This window comes from Streptomyces sp. NBC_00234, from assembly GCF_036195325.1.
In the GTDB taxonomy this organism is placed as follows: domain Bacteria; phylum Actinomycetota; class Actinomycetes; order Streptomycetales; family Streptomycetaceae; genus Streptomyces.
Genome location: NZ_CP108101.1, coordinates 6,544,841 through 6,562,964, shown reverse-complemented (window position 1 = coordinate 6,562,964; position 18,124 = coordinate 6,544,841). Strand labels below are relative to the sequence as shown.

General features: G+C 70.7%; 13 protein-coding genes. 5 read left to right on the top strand and 8 right to left on the bottom strand.

The genetic code is table 11. The annotated features are described in order from the left end of the window. Positions 1 to 309 precede the first annotated feature (309 nt). The 3 genes from OG230_RS28810 to OG230_RS28800 all read left to right on the top strand — a co-directional run bounded on the left by OG230_RS28810 (position 310) and on the right by OG230_RS28800 (position 4,683). The gene (locus tag OG230_RS28810; protein ID WP_328906646.1) at positions 310 to 2,529 is read left to right on the top strand and encodes an MMPL family transporter; all 2,220 of its coding nucleotides are present in this window, start codon (positions 310 to 312) and stop codon (positions 2,527 to 2,529) included. 292 nt (positions 2,530 to 2,821) lie between these two features. After that, on the top strand, positions 2,822 to 4,024 hold the full coding sequence (locus tag OG230_RS28805) for a sensor histidine kinase (protein ID WP_328906645.1): 1,203 nt from the start codon (positions 2,822 to 2,824) through the stop codon (positions 4,022 to 4,024). Beyond that, on the top strand, positions 4,021 to 4,683 hold the full coding sequence (locus OG230_RS28800; protein WP_328906644.1) for a response regulator transcription factor: 663 nt from the start codon (positions 4,021 to 4,023) through the stop codon (positions 4,681 to 4,683). Before OG230_RS28805 ends, OG230_RS28800 begins: the two co-directional genes overlap by 4 nt. A gap of 137 nt (positions 4,684 to 4,820) precedes the next feature. On the opposite strand, the gene OG230_RS28795 is transcribed toward OG230_RS28800, so the two are convergent. Both OG230_RS28795 and OG230_RS28790 read right to left on the bottom strand, forming a co-directional pair. Continuing rightward, positions 4,821 to 6,428, bottom strand: a complete 1,608-nt coding sequence (locus tag OG230_RS28795) for an AMP-binding protein (RefSeq protein ID WP_328906643.1) — start codon at positions 6,426 to 6,428, stop codon at positions 4,821 to 4,823. Further along, positions 6,425 to 8,101: an AMP-binding protein gene (locus OG230_RS28790; protein WP_328906642.1), complete on the bottom strand. Its 1,677-nt coding sequence runs from the start codon at positions 8,099 to 8,101 to the stop codon at positions 6,425 to 6,427. Before OG230_RS28790 ends, OG230_RS28795 begins: the two co-directional genes overlap by 4 nt. Before the next feature lie 110 nt (positions 8,102 to 8,211). Between OG230_RS28790 and OG230_RS28785 the strand changes: the two genes are divergently transcribed. Then, positions 8,212 to 9,054 carry a response regulator transcription factor gene (locus OG230_RS28785; RefSeq protein ID WP_328911567.1) on the top strand — a complete coding sequence of 281 codons (843 nt, stop codon included), beginning with the start codon at positions 8,212 to 8,214 and terminating at the stop codon, positions 9,052 to 9,054. Positions 9,055 to 9,115: 61 nt separating this feature from the next. Here the strand turns inward: OG230_RS28785 and OG230_RS28780 are convergent, their stop codons facing one another. The 3 genes from OG230_RS28780 to OG230_RS28770 form a co-directional block, all read right to left on the bottom strand. Then, positions 9,116 to 10,249 (bottom strand): winged helix DNA-binding domain-containing protein, encoded by a 1,134-nt coding sequence (locus tag OG230_RS28780; protein ID WP_328906641.1) that lies wholly within the window; start codon positions 10,247 to 10,249, stop codon positions 9,116 to 9,118. Between the two features lie 77 nt (positions 10,250 to 10,326). Beyond that, a complete protein-coding gene (locus tag OG230_RS28775; RefSeq protein ID WP_328906640.1) occupies positions 10,327 to 11,382 on the bottom strand; it encodes a glutathione S-transferase family protein in 1,056 nt (351 codons plus the stop codon). Further along, complete coding sequence (locus OG230_RS28770) at positions 11,379 to 12,887, bottom strand: MFS transporter (protein WP_328906639.1); 1,509 nt, start codon at positions 12,885 to 12,887, stop codon at positions 11,379 to 11,381. Before OG230_RS28770 ends, OG230_RS28775 begins: the two co-directional genes overlap by 4 nt. Before the next feature lie 378 nt (positions 12,888 to 13,265). Between OG230_RS28770 and OG230_RS28765 the strand changes: the two genes are divergently transcribed. Further along, positions 13,266 to 15,665, top strand: a complete 2,400-nt coding sequence (locus tag OG230_RS28765) for an endonuclease/exonuclease/phosphatase family protein (RefSeq protein WP_328906638.1) — start codon at positions 13,266 to 13,268, stop codon at positions 15,663 to 15,665. A gap of 12 nt (positions 15,666 to 15,677) precedes the next feature. On the opposite strand, the gene OG230_RS28760 is transcribed toward OG230_RS28765, so the two are convergent. From OG230_RS28760 to OG230_RS28750, 3 genes are read right to left on the bottom strand one after another with little or no spacing between them, the layout of a single operon-like run. Further along, on the bottom strand, positions 15,678 to 16,598 hold the full coding sequence (locus tag OG230_RS28760) for an alpha/beta fold hydrolase (protein WP_328906637.1): 921 nt from the start codon (positions 16,596 to 16,598) through the stop codon (positions 15,678 to 15,680). A 17-nt stretch (positions 16,599 to 16,615) separates the two neighbouring features. Beyond that, positions 16,616 to 17,884 carry a beta-ketoacyl-[acyl-carrier-protein] synthase family protein gene (locus OG230_RS28755; RefSeq protein ID WP_328906636.1) on the bottom strand — a complete coding sequence of 423 codons (1,269 nt, stop codon included), beginning with the start codon at positions 17,882 to 17,884 and terminating at the stop codon, positions 16,616 to 16,618. After that, entirely contained in the window at positions 17,881 to 18,114 is a 234-nt protein-coding gene (locus OG230_RS28750; protein ID WP_328906635.1) for an acyl carrier protein, read from the bottom strand. The genes OG230_RS28755 and OG230_RS28750 overlap by 4 nt, the downstream gene beginning before the upstream one ends. Positions 18,115 to 18,124: the final 10 nt, after the last annotated feature.

The following is an 18,124-nucleotide window of genomic DNA, read 5'->3' as shown; positions in this document are numbered from 1 at the left end:
GGCAGGCTCGACGAGAGCCCCTAGTCCCTGGCTTTTTTGACGTTTTCGATCCCGCTGTTCGTCTTCGGATGCCTACCGCCCGGAAGCACGCTGCGTTCCATGACGGCGACGGAGTGTGCTTCCAGGCGAGGCGGTCCTCGGTGATCTGGTCGCGTTCCGGCGATGGGTGTCATACCTGAGGAGGACGTGAGCGCGCGCATCCCGTGCGTTCTCAGTAGTCCGAAGTGGCCGCAGACGCACGATGCCGCGAGGGGGCCGGTCAATCAGTCTTGAGTTCTACCCAAGCTCAGATGTGGAGACTCCTGACTCGTGGCTACCTTTCTCTATCGCCTGGGCCATACGGCCTTCCGACGGCGCTGGTCCGTGCTCCTGGTGTGGACGGCCGTCCTCGTCGCCGTAGGTGCCGGTGCCGCCATGGCGCCCGCAGCCAAGGATGACGGCTCTTTCATGCCCGGGATCGAGGCGCAGAAGGCATTCGACCTGATGGAGGAGCGTTTCCCCGGGACGCATTCCAGCGGGGCCGACGCCCGGATCGTGTTCGTCGCTCCTGACGGCCAGAGAATCACCGCGGCTGACAATCGGGCGGTCATCGACGATCTCGTGGACGGAGTTCGCGGCGGTGCGCAGGTTGACCGTGTGGTGAGCCCGTTCCAGGCGGACACCGTGAGCAAGGACGCCTCGACGGCATATGCGACCGTCAGCTACAAGGTGGCGGCCGACGACCTCACCGAGACCACCAAGAAGTCGCTGGAAAGCGCGATCGATGTCGCTCGGGAACAGGGCATGACCGTCGACGTGGGCGGAACCGCACTGGCAACCCAGCCGGCTGCGGGCGGCGCAGCGGAGGGCATGGGTATTGCCCTCGCGGCGGTCGTACTGCTGATCACGTTCGGTTCGATGGCAGCCGCCGGTCTGCCGTTGCTCACTGCGATCATCGGTGTCGGCATCAGCATGGCCTCGATCCTCGCTCTGGGCAGCACCTTCGGTCTGTCCATGACGACCGGCACGCTGGCCACCATGCTCGGACTCGCAGTGGGTATCGACTACGCGCTGTTCGTCGTCTCCCGCTACCGCGAGGAGCGCGCCAAGGGACACGCCCCCCACGAGGCAGCTGGTCTCGCGGCGGGAACCGCCGGCTCGGCGGTCGTCTTCGCCGGGCTCACGGTGGTCATCGCGCTTGCCGGCCTCACGGTGGTCGGTGTTCCGATGCTGAGCAAGATGGGGCTTGCCGCGGCTGGAGCGGTCGTGGTGGCCGTCCTCATCGCACTGACCCTGGTCCCGGCACTGCTGGGCTTCTGGCCGAACGCCGTTCTCTCGCGCAAGACACGCAGGAGCGGCAAGCACGACAGCAGCGGCGAGCAGCACGGCGGCATTCCGCAGAACAATGGTGGGACCCGCTGGGCGCGTTTCGTGCTGCGCCGCCCGATTCCGGTCCTCCTCGCCGGTGTCGCCGGCTTGGGAGCCCTCGCCCTGCCGGTGACGGATCTGCAGATGGGCATGCCCGGCGAGGAGTCCAAGTCCACGTCAACCACCGAGCGCCGGGCCTACGACGCGCTCGCTGACGGCTTCGGAGCAGGCTTCAACGGTCCGCTGACCATCGTGGTGGACGCCAAGGGTGCCGCCGATCCGAGGTCCGCGGTCGAGACCGTCGTAAGGGAGATCGGCGCCACTGACGGAGTCGTCTCCGTTTCGCCGGCCCAGTTCAACTCCGTGGGCGATACGGCGATGTTCTCCGCCGTCCCGGCTACCGGACCGAACGACGAGGCCACCAAGGAGCTCATTCACACCATCCGGGCCGAACGGTCCGCGACCGAGTCGTCCACGGGCACAACGTTCGAGGTGACGGGCAGTACGGCGATGAACATCGATGTGGCCCAGGCGCTGCAGAGCGCCCTGGTGCCTTACCTGACAGTCATTGTGGGCTTGGCCTTCGTGCTCTTGCTGGTCGTCTTCAGGTCCGTACTCGTCCCCGTCAAGGCGGCTCTCGGGTTCCTGCTGTCGGTCCTGGCGGCCCTCGGCTCGGTCGTCGCGGTCTTCCAGTGGGGCTGGGGCGCGGAGCTGCTCGGCGTCGAGCAGGCCGGTCCGATCATGAGCCTCATGCCGATCTTCCTGGTCGGCATCGTCTTCGGCCTCGCGATGGACTACGAGGTCTTCCTCGTGGCGCGCATGCGAGAGGCATACGTCCATGGCGACCGGCCTGCCCAGGCGGTCGTCACGGGATTCCGGCACAGCGCCCGCGTCGTCGTCGCCGCCGCACTCATCATGATCGCCGTGTTCTCTGCGTTCATCGCCTCCGCCGATTCGATGATCAAGACCATCGGGTTCGGCCTCGCGATCGCCGTGCTCTTCGACGCGTTCGTCGTCCGCATGGCCCTCGTGCCGGCCGTCCTCGCCCTGCTTGGCGACCGGGCCTGGTGGCTGCCCCGGTGGCTCGACAGGGCGCTGCCCAACATCGACGTCGAGGGCGAAGCACTTCAGTCGCCACCCTCCACCGGACTGCGGCACGACAAGGAAATGGTCCGCATGTGACCGGCCCTGGGCCCTGCGATTCGGCTGCACCAGGGCATGGCGGTCGACCATCCGGCGGCACTCGGGAGAACGACTTGCTCGGCAGCCGGCTTGATGGATTCCGAGCAGGGTGGACAGGCTGTTACCCAAGGCCGACATGGCTGGCCAGGGAATCTGTCCGAGGCTGAGGGCCGATGGAAGGCGACAGGAGATCATGCCTGTGGGTGCAGGGCCGTCCGTGAAGACAGCGGACGGCCCTGCACCCGTTGATGAACCACGCGTCAGTGGCACCGAGAGGCGGAAAGTGAGTCCGATGAGCGCCCATTGGCAGGTCCGCGCGCTGTCGCATCCCCGAAGGGTGGACATCGCACTCGTCCTGGTGCTGTTGGCATTCTCCGTCGCCGGGACCGTGTTCAGCAGCTTCGTTCTTGACCAGCGGCTCGCGATCTGGCCCGCGGTGCTGCAGTCCGCGATCGGCTGCTCCGCTCTCCTCTGGCGCCGGAGCCACCCCCGCACGGTGGTGGCAGTCAACGCACTGTGCGCTGCGGTCGACGCCTCGCTGGGATATCTGCTCACCCCCCTGCTGCAAGGCCCGCTCATGGCAGCGCTGTACTCCCTGGGCCTGTTCACCGATCGTAGGAACACGCGCATTGGCGCCGCCCTCACCGCCGCGCTCCTGGTCGCCACTGCCCTCGTCGCCAACCCGAGCCATCACAATCTGCTGCTCGCCACGCTCAACCCCGTCGCTTGGGTCTTCCTTCCGGCCGTCCTGGGCACCGCCGTGCAGCTCCGCCGCGACTACGTTGCTGCGGTACGTGCCCGTGCCGAGGACGCCGAACAGACACGCGAAGAAGAAGCCCGCCGCAGAGTCGCTCAAGAACGCATCCGGATCGCCCGTGAACTACATGATGTGGTCGCCCACCATCTGGCCCTGGCCAACGCCCAGGCCGGCACCGCAGCGCACCTGGTGCGCGTCCACTCTGATCAGGCAGGCGCCATGCTCGACAGCCTGAAGGAGACCACCGCGTCAGCTCTGCGCGAGATGAAGGCAACCGTCGGGCTCTTGCGCCAGGACAACGAATCCGAACCCTTGGGCCCTGCCCCCGGGTTGGCTCAACTCGAAGAATTGACGGCAGTGTTCGCCAGCGCTGGTCTCACCGTCCGGATCGAGATCGAAGGCGAGGCCCGGCCTCTGCCACCCGGAGCGGACCTGAGCGCGTATCGGATCGTGCAGGAAGCCCTGACCAACGTCACCAAACACGCCGCCACCGCGACAGCCCAGGTCCGCCTCGCCTACTCGGCGGACCGCCTGACGCTGACGGTCAGCAACGAGGGCCTCAGGGTTTCGGTCGCACCTCCCTCCGGCCGGGGCTTCGGACTCATCGGGATGCAAGAGCGCGCCCACTCCGCCGGCGGGACTCTCCATGCAGGACCCCGTCCAGAAGGCGGCTTCGAGGTGACGTGCACCCTGCCCCTGCCACTGCACCAACAGCCAGAAGGAAGCCGAACGACATGACTACCGTCCTGCTCGCCGACGATCAGGCCCTCCTTCGGGCCACCTTCCGTATCCTCATCGACACCACCCCAGACATGACCGTGGTCGGTGAAGCCGCCGACGGAAGCGAAGCGATCGACCTCGCACGCGCCCACCACCCCGACGTCGTCCTCATGGACATCCGTATGCCCGGAACCGACGGCCTGGCCGCAACTGCCGCCATCTGCACCGATCCCGACCTCGCGGACACCCGTGTCCTCATCCTCACCACGTTCGAAAACGATGAATACGTTGCCGAGGCCCTCCGCGCCGGCGCGAGCGGCTTTCTGGGCAAGGACGTCAGCACCGACGTGCTCCTGACCGGCATTCGCACCGTAGCCGCAGGCGAGTCACTGCTCTCTCCCCTCGCGACCCGTGCACTCATCACCCGCTTCCTCGCCGCTCCTGAACCCGAAGCCCAGCTGGCGTCGCCAGAGCGTCTCCATGACCTCACCGCCCGCGAACGCGAAGTGATGGCCCTGGCTGCCCACGGAATGTCCAACACCGAGATCGCCGAAGAACTCGTTGTCAGTCCCCTTACCATCCGCAGTCACATCCACCGCGCCATGGCGAAGCTCCACGCCCGCGACCGCGCACAACTCGTCGTGATCGCGTACCAGAGCGGCCTCGTGCAAGCCTGACCCCTGCGGACCGGGGCCATGACCGGTCGGCCCTGTGACGAAAACGCCGTTGACCTGCGGGCGCTGACTACGCCTCAGCCCTCAACACCCCACGCATACAAGCGAGATGCCCAGATCACAGCCTTCTGCACCACGCTTCAGGCGCCGTAGGTCTCCCGCAGCTCGATCTTCCGGACCTTTCCGCTGACGGTCATCGGGAAGGCGTCCAGGATCTCCAGCCGCCGCGGGATCTTGTAGTGCGCGAGCCGTTCCCGGCAGTAGGCGGTGACCTCCTGGAGGGTCGGCGGATCGGCCGGGTCGCGGGCGATGACGCAGGCCAGGATCTCCTCGCCGTACCTGGCGTCCGGCACGCCCACCACCTGGACGTCGGCGATCTTCGGATGGCCGTACAGGAACTCCTCGATCTCCCGCGGGTACACGTTCTCGCCGCCCCGGATGATCATGTCCTTGATCCGGCCGACGATCCGGACATAGCCGTCCTCCCTCATGGTGGCGAGGTCACCGGTGTGCATCCAGCGTCCGGCGTCGACGGCCTCGGACGTCCGGTCGGGCTGCTCCCAGTAGCCGAGCATCACGCCGTAGCCGCGGGTGCACAGTTCGCCCGCCTCGCCGCGCTCCAGGGTCACACCCGTCACCGGGTCGACCACCTTCACCTCAATGTGCGGCAGCACTCGGCCGACCGTGCCCGTGCGGCGCTCCAGATCGTCGTCGCGGCGGGTCTGGGTGGAGACGGGTGAGGTCTCCGTCATCCCGTAACAGATGGACACCTCCGCCATGTGCATCTCGGCGACGACCCGCTTCATCACCTCCACAGGGCAGGGAGATCCGGCCATGATGCCGGTACGGAGGGAGGAGAGGTCGTACGAGGCGAAGTCCGGGAGATTCAGCTCCGCGATGAACATCGTGGGCACGCCGTACAGCGAGGTGCAGCGCTCCTGCTCGACGGCGGCGAGCACGGCCGCGGGCTCGAAGGCGGGGGCCGGGATCACGATGCAGGCCCCGTGCGAGGTGGCCGCGAGGTTCCCCATCACCATGCCGAAGCAGTGGTAGAAGGGCACGGGCAGACAGATCCGGTCCTCTTCCGTGTAGGCGATCATCTCGCCGACGAAGTATCCGTTGTTGAGGATGTTGTGATGGGAGAGCGTGGCACCTTTCGGGAACCCGGTGGTGCCCGAGGTGTACTGGATGTTGATCGGGTCGTCGCAGGACAACTCGGCCTGACGTGAGACCAGTTGCCCGTCCGTGACGGCGTCAGCCGCGGCCGCCAGTTCCCCCCACGACGGGTCCCCGATGTAGTGGACGGCCCGCAGCGAGGGGCAGTCGGCACGGACCTGGCCGACCAGGGCGCGGTAGTCGCTCGTGCGGTGGGCGAGCGAGGCGACCAGGAGCGAGATCCCCGCCTGGTTGATCACGTACTCCAGCTCGTGCGCCCGGTAGGCCGGGTTGATGTTGACCATGATCGCGCCGATGCGGGCCGTGGCGTACTGGACGAGCACCCACTCCGGGCAGTTGACGGCCCAGATGCCGACCCGGTCGCCCTTCGCCACACCGGCCGCCATCAGCCCGCGGGCCAGCTCGTCCACGTCGGCGCCGAACGCGGCGTACGTCCAGCGCCGGCCGGAGGCCACGTCGACCAGTGCCTCACGTTCCGGGAAGGCGCGGACCGCCCGGTCCAGGTTGGCCCCGATGGTGTCGCCGATGAGCGGCGTCGTCCCGGTGCCGTGTGCGTACGACAGCTCGTTCACCGCAGGTCCCCCTCGTCGAACTCGGTGCCCGTCCCCTGAGCGGTGCGCTCGCGGAGCTCGATCCGGCGGATCTTGCCCGAGACGGTCTTCGGCAGCTCGGCGAACTCCAGCCGCCGGATGCGCTTGTACGGGGCGAGCACCGCCCGGGAATGCTCGAACAGCACCTTCGCGGTGTCCGGACCGGGTTCCCAGCCCTCCGCCAGAACGACGTACGCCTTCGGCACGGCGAGGCGGACGGGGTCGGGAGCGGGGACGACGGCGGCCTCGGCGACCGCCTCGTGCTCCAGCAGTGCGCTCTCCAGCTCGAAGGGGGAGATCTTGTAGTCGGATGCCTTGAAGACGTCGTCGGCGCGGCCGACGTAGGTGATGTAGCCCTCCTCGTCGCGGGCACCGATGTCGCCGGTCCGGTAGTAACCGCCCGCCATCGCCTCGGCCGTACGCTCCGGATCGCCGTGGTAGCCGGTCATCAGGCCGACCGGGGCGGCCGACAGGTCGAGCGCGATCTCGCCCTCGGTGGCGCCGGGTTCGCCGGAGACCGGGTCGAGGAGCTCGACCTTGAAGCCGGGGCTGGGGCGGCCCATCGAGCCGGCCTTCAGCAGCTGGCCCGGGGTGTTCGCCACCTGGACGGCGGTCTCCGTCTGGCCGAAGCCGTCACGGATGGTGACGCCCCATTCCCGCCGGACGGTCTCGATGACCTCCGGGTTGAGCGGTTCCCCGGCCGCGACCACCTCGCGCGGCGGCGTCGCGAGCTGCGAGAGGTCGGCCTGGATGAGCATCCGCCACACGGTGGGCGGCGCGCAGAAGCTGGTGACTCCCGAGCGGTCCATCTCCGCCATCAGCCGGCCCGCGTCGAAGCGGGTGTAGTTGAAGATGAAGACGGTGGCCTCCGCCGTCCACGGGGCGAACAGGTTCGACCAGGCGTGCTTGGCCCAGCCGGGCGAGGAGATGTTGAGGTGGACGTCGCCCGGCTTCAGTCCGATCCAGTACATCGTCGACAAGTGGCCCACGGGGTAGGAGACATGGGTGTGCTCGACGAGCTTGGGCCGGGCGGTGGTGCCGGAGGTGAAGTAGAGCATCAGCGGTTCGTCCGCGTCGGTCTTCCGGTCCGCCTCGAAGCTCGCGGGGTACGCGTCCGCGCCGCTGTACGGGAGCCAGCCCTCGACCTCGCCGTCCACGGCGATCCGGGTGTAGTCGCCGGGCACCTCGTCGAACTTCGGCGCGTCCGCCGCACGGACGAGGACGTGCCGGACCCGGCCGCGCTCGACACGGTCGCGCAGATCGACGGGGCCCAGGAGCGGGGTCGCGGGGATGACGACGGCGCGCAGCTTCATGGCGGCGAGGGCCGTCTCCCACAGCTCTGCCTGGTTGCCGAGCATGACGAGGATGCGGTCGCCCTCGCGCACGCCCTGGGCCTTCAGCCAGTTCGCGGCCCGGTTGGACCGGGCGGACATCTCCGCGAAGGAGACCTCGGTGCGCCGGCCGTCCTCCTCCACGATGTGCAGGGCGGTGCGGTCGTTGTTCTCGGCGATGACGTCGAACCAGTCCAGCGCCCAGTTGAAGTGCTCGGCCCTGGGCCAGCGGAAGCCCTCGTACGCCCTCGTGTAGTCCTCACGGTGCTCAAGCAGGAAGTCCCGGGCGGCCCGGAACGTTTCCGTCGCGCTGGTTGCCGACATGTGCTCTCCTCATTGCGGACCGGACCGGTCGCTTAACATCATGTAAACAGTGACCCAGATCTCACTACCCCCGAACGGGGGTGGAGTCGGACGGGCTGGAGGGCATCGGCGTGCCGGAACCGGGCGAGGCGGTCGAGATGCAGGCGGCGCTGCTGCGCCTGCGCCGCACCAGCGGGCTTCCCGTCGTCTTCGGCGGCCTGCTCCACGATGTGCGCCATGCGCGGATCGCCGAGCTGAACGGGGCGCAGACGGCGGCGCTGCGCGGTCTCGTCATCTCGGCCGGCAGCGGGCTCGGCGGCAAGGCGATCGCACTGTCGCGGCCCTGCGCCGTGACGGACTACCCCTCCTCGCGCCACATCAGCCACGAGTACGACATGGCCGTCGCGGCGGAGGGTCTGCGCTCGGTCGTCGCGGTGCCCGTCGTCGTACGCCGGAAGGTGCGCGGCGTGCTGTACGGGGCGCTGCGGGAGCCGCTCACCCTCGGGGACCGCACGTTCGCGGCGGCGGTCTCCGCCGCCCGCGACGTGGAACAGGCACTGGTCGTACGGGACGAGGTGCGCAGGCTCCTGACGGCCACCCGGGAGGAGGCCACCGACCCGGGCACGGCCCCGGGTGCCTGGGAACACGTCCGTGAGGCGCACCAGGAGCTGCGGGCGCTGGCTCCGAAGATCCTCGACCCGGCCCTGCGCGAGGAACTGCTCGCGGTCTGCGGCCGGCTGGCCTCCGCGACCGGTGCACGTACTCCGGCGGGCCGCCAGGTGCGGCTGGCGCCCCGTGAGGTGGACGTCATCACCGGCGTGGCGACCGGCGCGACGAACGCGGTGGTGGCGGAGCGGCTCGGGCTGCGGCCGGAGACGGTGAAGGGGTATCTGCGCTCGGCGATGCGCAAACTGGGCGCGCACACACGCCTGGAGGCCGTGGTGGCGGCGCGCCGGGCCGGCCTGCTGCCGTAGCCGCGTCCCCCCTTGCCCGCTCCCCCGCCCCGCGAGCCCGGCGTGATCCACACGTGAGGCCCTAATCCCCGAAGTCGACGAATGTGTCGAACCTGATGTCGTACGTGCTCGCCTCCGTCATCGCCGAGAGCATCAGGGCCGCCTCCCGGGTGATGTCCTCGCGCTGCGCGCGGCCGAGCGTGCCGAGCGGCTGCACCGTGATGGTGGCCGGGTCCCCGGCCGGGTCCGCGGTCTTCTCCGTGCGCCAGATCGCGGCGAGGAAGCCGTCGACGAGCAGGGTCCCGTACGCCTGGTTCCCCTTGCCGTTGCGGCCCTTGTACGCGGGCGGGATGACGCGGGAACGGTCGGCGTGACCGAGCAGCACGTTGTCGAACTCCGGCAGGAAGCGCGGCGGGGCCGGGGTGTCCGGGTCGGGGCGCGGGGCCTCGGGGAGGTCGAACAGTTCGACGCCGTTCTCGTCGCGGAAGGTGAGGAGCCCCGGCCGCAGCCGTTCGAACGCCTCGCGCAGCCGGGTCAGTCCGGCCCAGGTCTGCATGTCCTGCACCGAGGCGGGTCCGAAGGCCGCCAGATAGCGCAGGACGGTCTCGTCCGGTGCGGGCGCCGGTTCCGACGGGCGGCCGAGCCAGTGCTCGGCCGTCGTCAGGGCGACCTGCCCGCTCCGCCCCCACAGTCCGCGCGGGGTGACCTGGACGAGGGGCAGGCGGCAGCGCGCGGCGATCGCGAGGGACTGCGGATCGGCGTCCGGCCAGTGGCCGAGCAGGGAGTCGCGCAGTTCCTTCATCGTGCGGGGCCGCTCCTCGACGAGCTCCCTGCTGATCTCCGTGAGCCGGTCGAGGTCCACGCCGACGAGCCCGGACCGGAACTGCCGCAGCTCCCGTTCGCGCGCGGCCTGGACGAGCGGGCGCAGTGTGAGGGCGTCGTCGGCGGTGTGGGTGTGGATGGTGGAGCGCAGGGTGACGATGCGGACCACCTCGCGGGACTCCATCAGCGTCGAGAGGTCCGCGGGCCTGAAGCCGTCGAGCCGGGCGTGCAGCTGGTAGTACGGGGGCTTGGTGTTCTGCGCCTGGAGCCCGAGGAGATGCCCGACCGCCTCCTTCGCCGGCAGGGCGCTGCGGCGCAGGAGCAACTGGCGTTCCAGAGTGGCGCGGTTGAGCGCGCGGCTGGAGAGCACGGGAGGGTTCGTCTTCGCGGCCATGGACGGCACGCTACGCGGCTTCGCGGACACCTACTGTCCGCAACCCCGGACGGACGGGGCGTCGGGACGCGGCCGGGTCAGGGACGTCCCCGCGCAGGCACCTCTTCGTCCGGGGGTACCGGTCCCGGCGCGGTGCCGTCGCCGAACGGACGGCCGCCGAGCTCCTCCCGGTGGTGCGGGGCCGGCCAGCCGGACAGGTCGGGGCCGAGCGGCACGATGCCCGTGGGGTTGATGCCGCTGTGCACCCGGTAGTAGTGCTGCTTGATGTGGTCGAAGTCGACCGTGTCGCCGAATCCGGGGGTCTGGTAGAGGTCGCGGGCGTAGGCCCACAGAACGGGGTCCTCCGACAGCTTCGAGCGGTTGCACTTGAAGTGGCCGTGGTAGACGGCGTCGAAGCGCACCAGCGTCGTGAACAGCCGGATGTCCGCTTCCGTGATGGTGTCCCCGACCAGGTAGCGCCGGTCGGCGAGACGCTCCGACACCAGGTCGAGACGGCGGAACACATCGGTGTACGCCTCTTCGTACGCGTCCTGGCCGTCGGCGAACCCGGCACGGTAGACGCCGTTGTTGACGTCCCGGTAGATGTCCTCCATGACCGCGTCGATCTCCTCGCGGAGCCGTTCGGGGTAGAGGTCCGGAGCGCCTTGCCTGTGCAGCGCGGACCACTCGGTGGCGAGGTCCAGGGTGATCCGCTGGTAATCGTTGGTGACGAGCCGGCCGCTCGGTACGTCGACGATCGCGGGCACGCTGACCCCGCCGGGATATCCGAGCTCCCGTGCGTCGTACGCCTCGCTCAGCAGGCGGATGCCGAGTACGGGGTCCCTGCCGTCCTCGTCCAGGGTGAAGCGCCAGCTGCGGTCGTCCTGGACGGGGTCGGCGACGGCGAGCGACAGGGCGTCCTCCAGACCCAGGAGGCGCCGTGACACGAGGGCGCGGCTCGCCCAGGGGCAGGCGCGGCTGACGACCAGCCGGTAGCGGCCCGCCTCCACCGGCCAGCCGTCCCGGCCGTCGGCCGTGATCCGGTCGGCGAAGTGGCTCGCGGACCGGGTGAAGGGCTGGTGGCCGTACGAGGCGTTGCCGCCCGCCGACCCGCCCGTCGCCCCGCTCGCGGTCCCGCCCGTGTCGTCGGTCATGCCCCGCTCCTCTCTGCTCGTACGGACTCCCGCGCACGTTTCCCGGCCCGCCGGGCGGTCCCCACGTCGGCGAGGGCGACGACCAGGGCCGCCAGGACGAAGGCGACCGAGACGATGAGCCCGTGGTCGTACGCGGTGGCCCAGCCCTCGGGGCCCACCTGGGCGAAGAACACCGAGCCCACCGCGGCGATGCCGATCGCCGACCCGACGCGCTGGCCGGTCTGCAGCGTGCCCCCGGCGCTGCCGGCGGTGGCCACCGGCACCTCGGCGAGGGTGAGGGTCTGGTTGGGGGCGATGACCAGGCCGCTGCCCAGACCGGCCAGCAGCAGGGGGCCCGCCATCGCCCATCCCGCGTTCGCCCCCGGCGCCAGGTGCACGGCGAGCGCGGTGAGCGCGAGCCCCACCGCCACCATCGCGAGGCCGACGACCACGAGGGGCCGGCCGAAGCGGCCGACGAGCCGGCCGCCGATGCCCGCGGCGACGCCCGAGCCCAGCGCGAACGGGGTGATGGCGAGGCCGGCCTGAAGGGCGGTGTAGTGCTGGCCCGACTGGAGGTAGAGCGTGGTGACGAAGAAGATCGAGGTGAATCCCGCGAAGTAGAGGAGGATCAGCAGACAGCCGAGCCAGTAGGACCGCAGCCGGAAGAGCGAGAGGTCCAGGACCGGTTGGGTGGGTCCCGTACCGCACCGGGACTCCCAGCCGACGAACGCGGCGAGGAGCGCCGCGGCCAGGAGCAGGAGGAGCCACTTGCCGTCGCCCTGCCACTGCTGGGCCTGCACGAAGGGCAGCAGGAGGGCCAGGACCCCCGCGCCGAGGAGCAGTACGCCGACCGGGTCGAGGTCGCGTGCCCGTACCCGGGTCGCCGTCGGCGTGTCCGGGAGCAGCCGCCGGGCGAGCACGAGGCAGACCGCGCCGAGCGGCAGATTGACGTAGAACACCCAGCGCCAGCCCTCCGCCGCCCCGGCCACCTGGATCAGCAGTCCGCCGAGCAGCGGGCCGACGGCCGTCGAGATGCCGACGACGGTGCCGAACATGCCGAAGGCACGGCCCCGCTCTCGTCCGGAGAACATCTGCTGGATGAGCGCGGAGATCTGCGGGGAGATCAGCCCGCCCGCGATGCCCTGGACCAGTCGGGCGATCACCAGCCAGAGACTGGACTGGGCCGCGCCGCAGGCGGCGGACGACAGCGTGAACAGGGCCAGCCCCGCCATGAACACCGCCCGGCGCCCCCGGGCGTCGCCGAGGCGTCCGGCGGGGATGAGGAAGAGCCCGAACGCGAGCGCGTACCCGGACAGCACCCACTGGAGATCGGACTCCGGGGTGTCCAGGCCCTCCTTGATGGACGGCAGCGCCACATTGACGATGGACACGTCCAGCAGGGTCATGAATCCGGCCACCAGGCAGACGGCCAGCGCCTGCCAGCGGCGGGGGTCGGGGGCACCGGAACCGGACGGGTCCGGCCCCGGGCCGGGGCCCGTTCCCCGGTGCGCAGCGCTCTCTGCCATGCCTCGCACCCTAGGGCCTTTCGTTTGGATCAGGGCGGATGAGGGAGCGGGGTCCGGTGCGTGCAGCTGCAAGGCGGAGGAGGGAGTCGACGCGGAGCGTCGGCGACCGACGACAACGCCGCAGATGCGCGCGCCAGGGCACGCGAGCCCGGCATGATCCAAACGAGAGGCCCTAGGTGCTGCTCGCCCGTCCGGCGCCTTGCGACGCCCGGCGGAGCGTGCCGTTCCGGCAGGGAGGGCGGGGCCGGCGGGGCCCCCGATACCCACCGGAGCGGGGTCGAACACCTCTGCGATGCGGGGAATTAACCTCTGATGCCTTGTCACGCCCGTTCTACGCGCATAGCTTTTGCTCTCACTACACAGTTGGGGGCACCTCACGTGCGCATATCCAGACACGGTTCCGCTCTGCTCGCGGGCGCCGTCGCCGTAACCCTGTCGGTGACCGCCCTGCCCGCCGCCTTCGCGGCCCCGTCCCCGACCGCCGTGATCTCCGAGGTCTACGGCGGCGGAGGCAACTCGGGTGCGACGCTCACCCGCGACTTCATCGAGCTGGCCAACGCCGGTACCTCGGCCTACGGCCTGTCGGGCTTCAGCGTCCAGTACCTTCCGGCCACCCCGTCCGCCGGTTCGCTGTGGCAGGTCTCCGCGCTCACCGGGTCCATCGCGCCCGGTGGCCGCTACCTCGTCGCCCAGGCCGCCGGCACGGGCGGCACCGTGGCCCTTCCCACCGCGGACGCCACGGGTACGGTCGCGATGTCCGCGTCCGGTGGTTCCGTCGCCCTCGTCTCCGGCACCACCCCCCTGACCTGCAAGACGGCCGCGGACTGCGCCGTCGACACCAGGATCGTGGACCTGGTCGGCTACGGCACCGCCGTCGTGCGCGAGGGCAGCCCGGTGACCGGCGCCTCCGCCACCGCCTCCGTGGCGCGCGGCACGGCCCTCGCCGACACCGACGACAACGCCGCGGACCTCGCGGCTGCCACCCCGACCCCGGTCAACGCGGCGGGCGAGACGTCCGGCGGCACCGGCCCCGGCGACCCCGGCAACCCGACCGAGCCCGGCACCGTCCGCGTGCACGACATCCAGGGCACGACCCGCCTGTCGCCGCTGGCCGGGCAGAGCGTGGCCGGCGTCCCGGGCGTCGTCACCGGCGTACGGACCACCGGTTCGCGCGGCTTCTGGATCCAGGACACCGCTCCCGACGCCGACGCCCGTACCGGCGAGGGGCTGTTCGTCTACACCGGGAGCACCGCACCGGCCGTCGCCGTGGGCGACTCGGTCCTGGTCAGCGGGAAGGTGGCCGAGTACTACCCGTCCGCCACCGCCCAGTCGCTCACCCAGATCACCGCCCCGAAGACCACCGTGCTGTCCTCCGGCAACGCCCTGCCCGCACCGGTCGTCCTCGACGCCTCCTCCGTGCCCGGCGCCTACGCCCCCTCGGCGAACGGCGGTCCGATCGACGCGCTGCCCCTCGCCCCGGCGACGTACGCCCTCGATCTGTACGAGTCGCTCGAAGGCACCCGCGTCCGCATCGCCGACACCCGGGTCACCGGGGCGACGACCGCGTACGACGAGGTCTGGGTGACGGTCAAGCCCCAGGAGCAGCCGACCGCCCGCGGCGGAACGCTCTACGCCTCGTACACCGACCAGAACACCGGCCGCATCAAGGTCATGTCGCTCGACGCCGCACAGCCCGTGCCCGTCGCGGACGTCGGTGACGTGCTGTCCGGCGCCACGACCGGTGTCATGGACTACGCGTCCTTCGGCGGCTACAACCTCCAGGCCACCGAACTCGGCACGCTCACGGACAACAACCTCCAGCGCGAGGTCACCCGCCGGCAGCGGGGCAACGAGCTCGCCGTGGCGACGTACAACGTGGAGAACCTGGACGCGCTCGACGACCAGGCGAAGTTCGACACGCTCGCCGCGGGCGTCGCGGTCAGCCTCTCCTCGCCCGACGTGGTGTCGCTGGAGGAGATCCAGGACGACAACGGCGCGGTCAACGACGGCACGGTCGGCTCCGAGGCAACGCTGAAGCGGTTCACCGACGCGATCGTCGCGGCGGGCGGCCCGCAGTACGCGTGGCGCTACGTCGCCCCCGCGGACGGCCAGGACGGCGGCGAGCCGGGCGGGAACATCCGCAACGTCTTCCTCTTCAACCCCGAGCGGGTCGAGTTCGTGGACCGCGCGGGCGGCGACGCGACCACCCCCGTGACGGTGGTGGACACGAAGAAGGGCGCCACGCTCTCGGTGTCGCCCGGCCGGATCAACCCGGCGAGCAGCGCGTGGGCCGACAGCCGCAAGCCGCTGGTGGGTGAGTTCCGCTTCCACGGGAAGCCGGTCTTCGTCATCGCCAACCACTTCACGTCCAAGGGCGGCGACCAGCCGCTGCACGGCCGCTACCAGGAGCCGGTACGCAGCTCCGAGACCAAGCGCGTGCAGCAGGCCGCGGAGGTCAACACCTTCGTGAAGTCGCTGCTGGCAGCCGACAAGTCGGCCCGGGTGGTGACGCTCGGGGACCTCAACGACTTCGCGTTCTCACCGACGATGGACGCGCTGACCAGCGGCGAGGTGCTCAAGCCGCTCATCACGACGCTGCCCGCGAAGGAGCAGTACAGCTACGTGTACGACGGCAACTCGCAGACGCTGGACCACATTCTGACCAGCCCTGCCGTGACCCGCTTCGACTACGACGTGGTGCACATCAACGCGGAGTTCGCCGACCAGGCGAGCGACCACGACCCGCAGATCGTCCGCATGCAGGTCAACAAGCGCTGACCGAGGGCGACATCACCCGGCCGCGCGCGACACCGCCACGTCGCGCGCGGCCCGGTCCTGGTGCGGAAGGGCCACCGGGCGGATCTGTTCCAGCGGCTGGTCGGTGAAGAAGCGGGTGACGAGCTCGGCGACGTCGTCGGCGCGTTCCAGGACCACCCAGTGGTCGGACCGGTCGATCGTGAGGAAGCGGCTGCCCTCGATGGTCGAGGCGAACGCCCGCTGCCGTTCGGGCGAGGTCACCGTGTCGTGCTCCCCGGCGAAGACCAGTGCGGGCACACCGGACAGCCCGCCGGAGAAGTCCGGGCGGTCCCCCAAAGCGCGGCGCAGGGTCTGCGCGGCGTGCGGCGAGTGGGTGAGCGCGTGCAGGAAGGAGCGCCGCACATAGCGCCTGGCGAGCTCCCTGCGGTGCACCGGGCGCTCCGGGTCGAGGCACATCAGGCCGTCGGCGGCGAGCCGCGCGAACCCTTCCGTGTCCCCCTCGGCGAGCCGGGCCGAAGCCCGGCGCCAGTAGCCGCGCTGCGCCTCGCCGATATGCGCGGGGACGCCTCCCAGCACCAGCCGGGCGATCCGGCCCGGGTCGCGCCGCGCGCAGCCGAAGGCGATCGCGGCGCCGTACGAGAACCCGAAGAGATTGACCCTCGGTGCGTCCAGACTGTCGATGATCCCGGTCACCGCGTCGACCAGGATCCCGGCCCCGGGTCCGGGCGGCAGGGGGTCCGCCGTGCCCATGCCGGGCAGGTCGGCGGTGACGACATCGGCGAAAGGGCCCAGGTGGTCGTCCATCTGCGGCCAGCCGAACATGCCCTGGAGCGCCCCGCCGAGTACGACGACGGGTTCGGTGCCCGGTCCGCCGTCGCGGGTGGTGCGCGGCAGGACGCGGTAGCCGTAGCGGAGCCCGTTCACCGACAGGGAACGGATGATCTCCTCGGACATGGTGGGGGTTCCTCCGGTCACTTGGTGAGCACGAGCGCCGCGTTGTGGCCGCCGAAGCCGAGCGAGGTCTTGACCGCGCAGTCGAAGGTGCCCCGCCTGGCCTCCTTGCTCACCACGTCGACGGGAATCCCGGGGTCGGGGGCGTCGAGGTTGGCGGTGGGCGGCACCAGCTGCCGTTGGAGGGCGAGGACGGTCAGCGCGGTCTCGATGCCGCCCGCCGCGCCGAGTGTGTGCCCGGTCATGGCCTTGGTGGAGGTGACCAGAGGGCCTTCGCCGAGGACCCGGTGGAGCATCGTCGCCTCGATGAGGTCGTTGGCGACGGTCGAGGTGCCGTGGGCGTTGACGTGGCCGATGTCGGCGGCGCCCAGGCCCGCGTCCGCCAGCGCGGTGCGCAGCGCCCGTTCGATACCGAGGCCGTCCGGATCGGGGGCGACCGCGGAGTGGGCGTCGCTGGAGGCTCCGTAACCGGCGACGCGGGCGCGGACGGTGGCGCCCCGGGCCCGGGCGTGCTCGGGGCGCTCCATGACGAGGAGTCCGGCGCCCTCGCCGACGACGAAGCCGTCGCGGTGCGTGTCGAAGGGGCGGCAGGCCGCGGCCGGGTCGTCGCGGCGGGTGGAGACGGCCTTCATCTGGCAGGCACTGGCGATCAGCAGCCGGGAGAGGACCGATTCGGCTCCGCCGGCGACGGCGATGTCGCAGGCCCCGGTGCGGAGCATCTGGTGGGCGGTGCCGATGGCGACGGTGCCGGAGGAGCAGGCCGTGGAGACGGCCTGGCTCGGGCCGTGCACACCGAGGTCCATGGCGACGCTGCTCGCGGCGCTGTTGACGACGGTGAGCGGGGCGAGCTTCGGGGACACCCGCCGCGCGCCGCGTTCGGTGAGGGCGGTGTGCTGTTCGTCGTAGAAGGGCAGCCCGCCGTGCGCGGACCCGATGACGACGGCGACCCGGCCGCTGTCCCAGACCGCGGGGTCGAGTCCGGCGTCGGCGACGGCCTCGCGGGCGGCGATCACCGCGAGCTGCGCGAAGCGGTCCATCAGCCGCTGGGCCGCCACGCCCAGCAGGGCCCTCGTGTCGAGGCCGGTGATGGTGTACATGAAGTCGCAGGGCAGGCCGTCGAGTTCGGGCTGCCGGTGGACGGACGGCACAGCGGCGGGGTCGCAGACCCCGCGCCAGGCGGCGTCCGCTCCGACACCCGCCGCGGTGACGAGCCCGACGCCGGTGACCGCGGCGCTGAACGGTTCGAGGGCGGGCCTGCCCCACGCACCGGCGGGCCTGCGGCCCGTCACGCGGCGGCCTTGCCGTGCACGGCGGCCACGAGCTGGCCCACGGTGTCCCGCGAGGTGAGCGCGACGTCCTCCAGGTCGATGTCCATCCGGTCCTCGATCAGCAGCCGCAGTTCCTCCAGCGCCAGCGAATCGAGGCGCAGTTGACGGAGGGGCACATCGGGACGGATGGCGAGGGGGTCGGTTCCGAACTTCGTCACCAGCAGGGCGGTGATCTCTTCCGAGGTGCTCATGGGGCGCTCC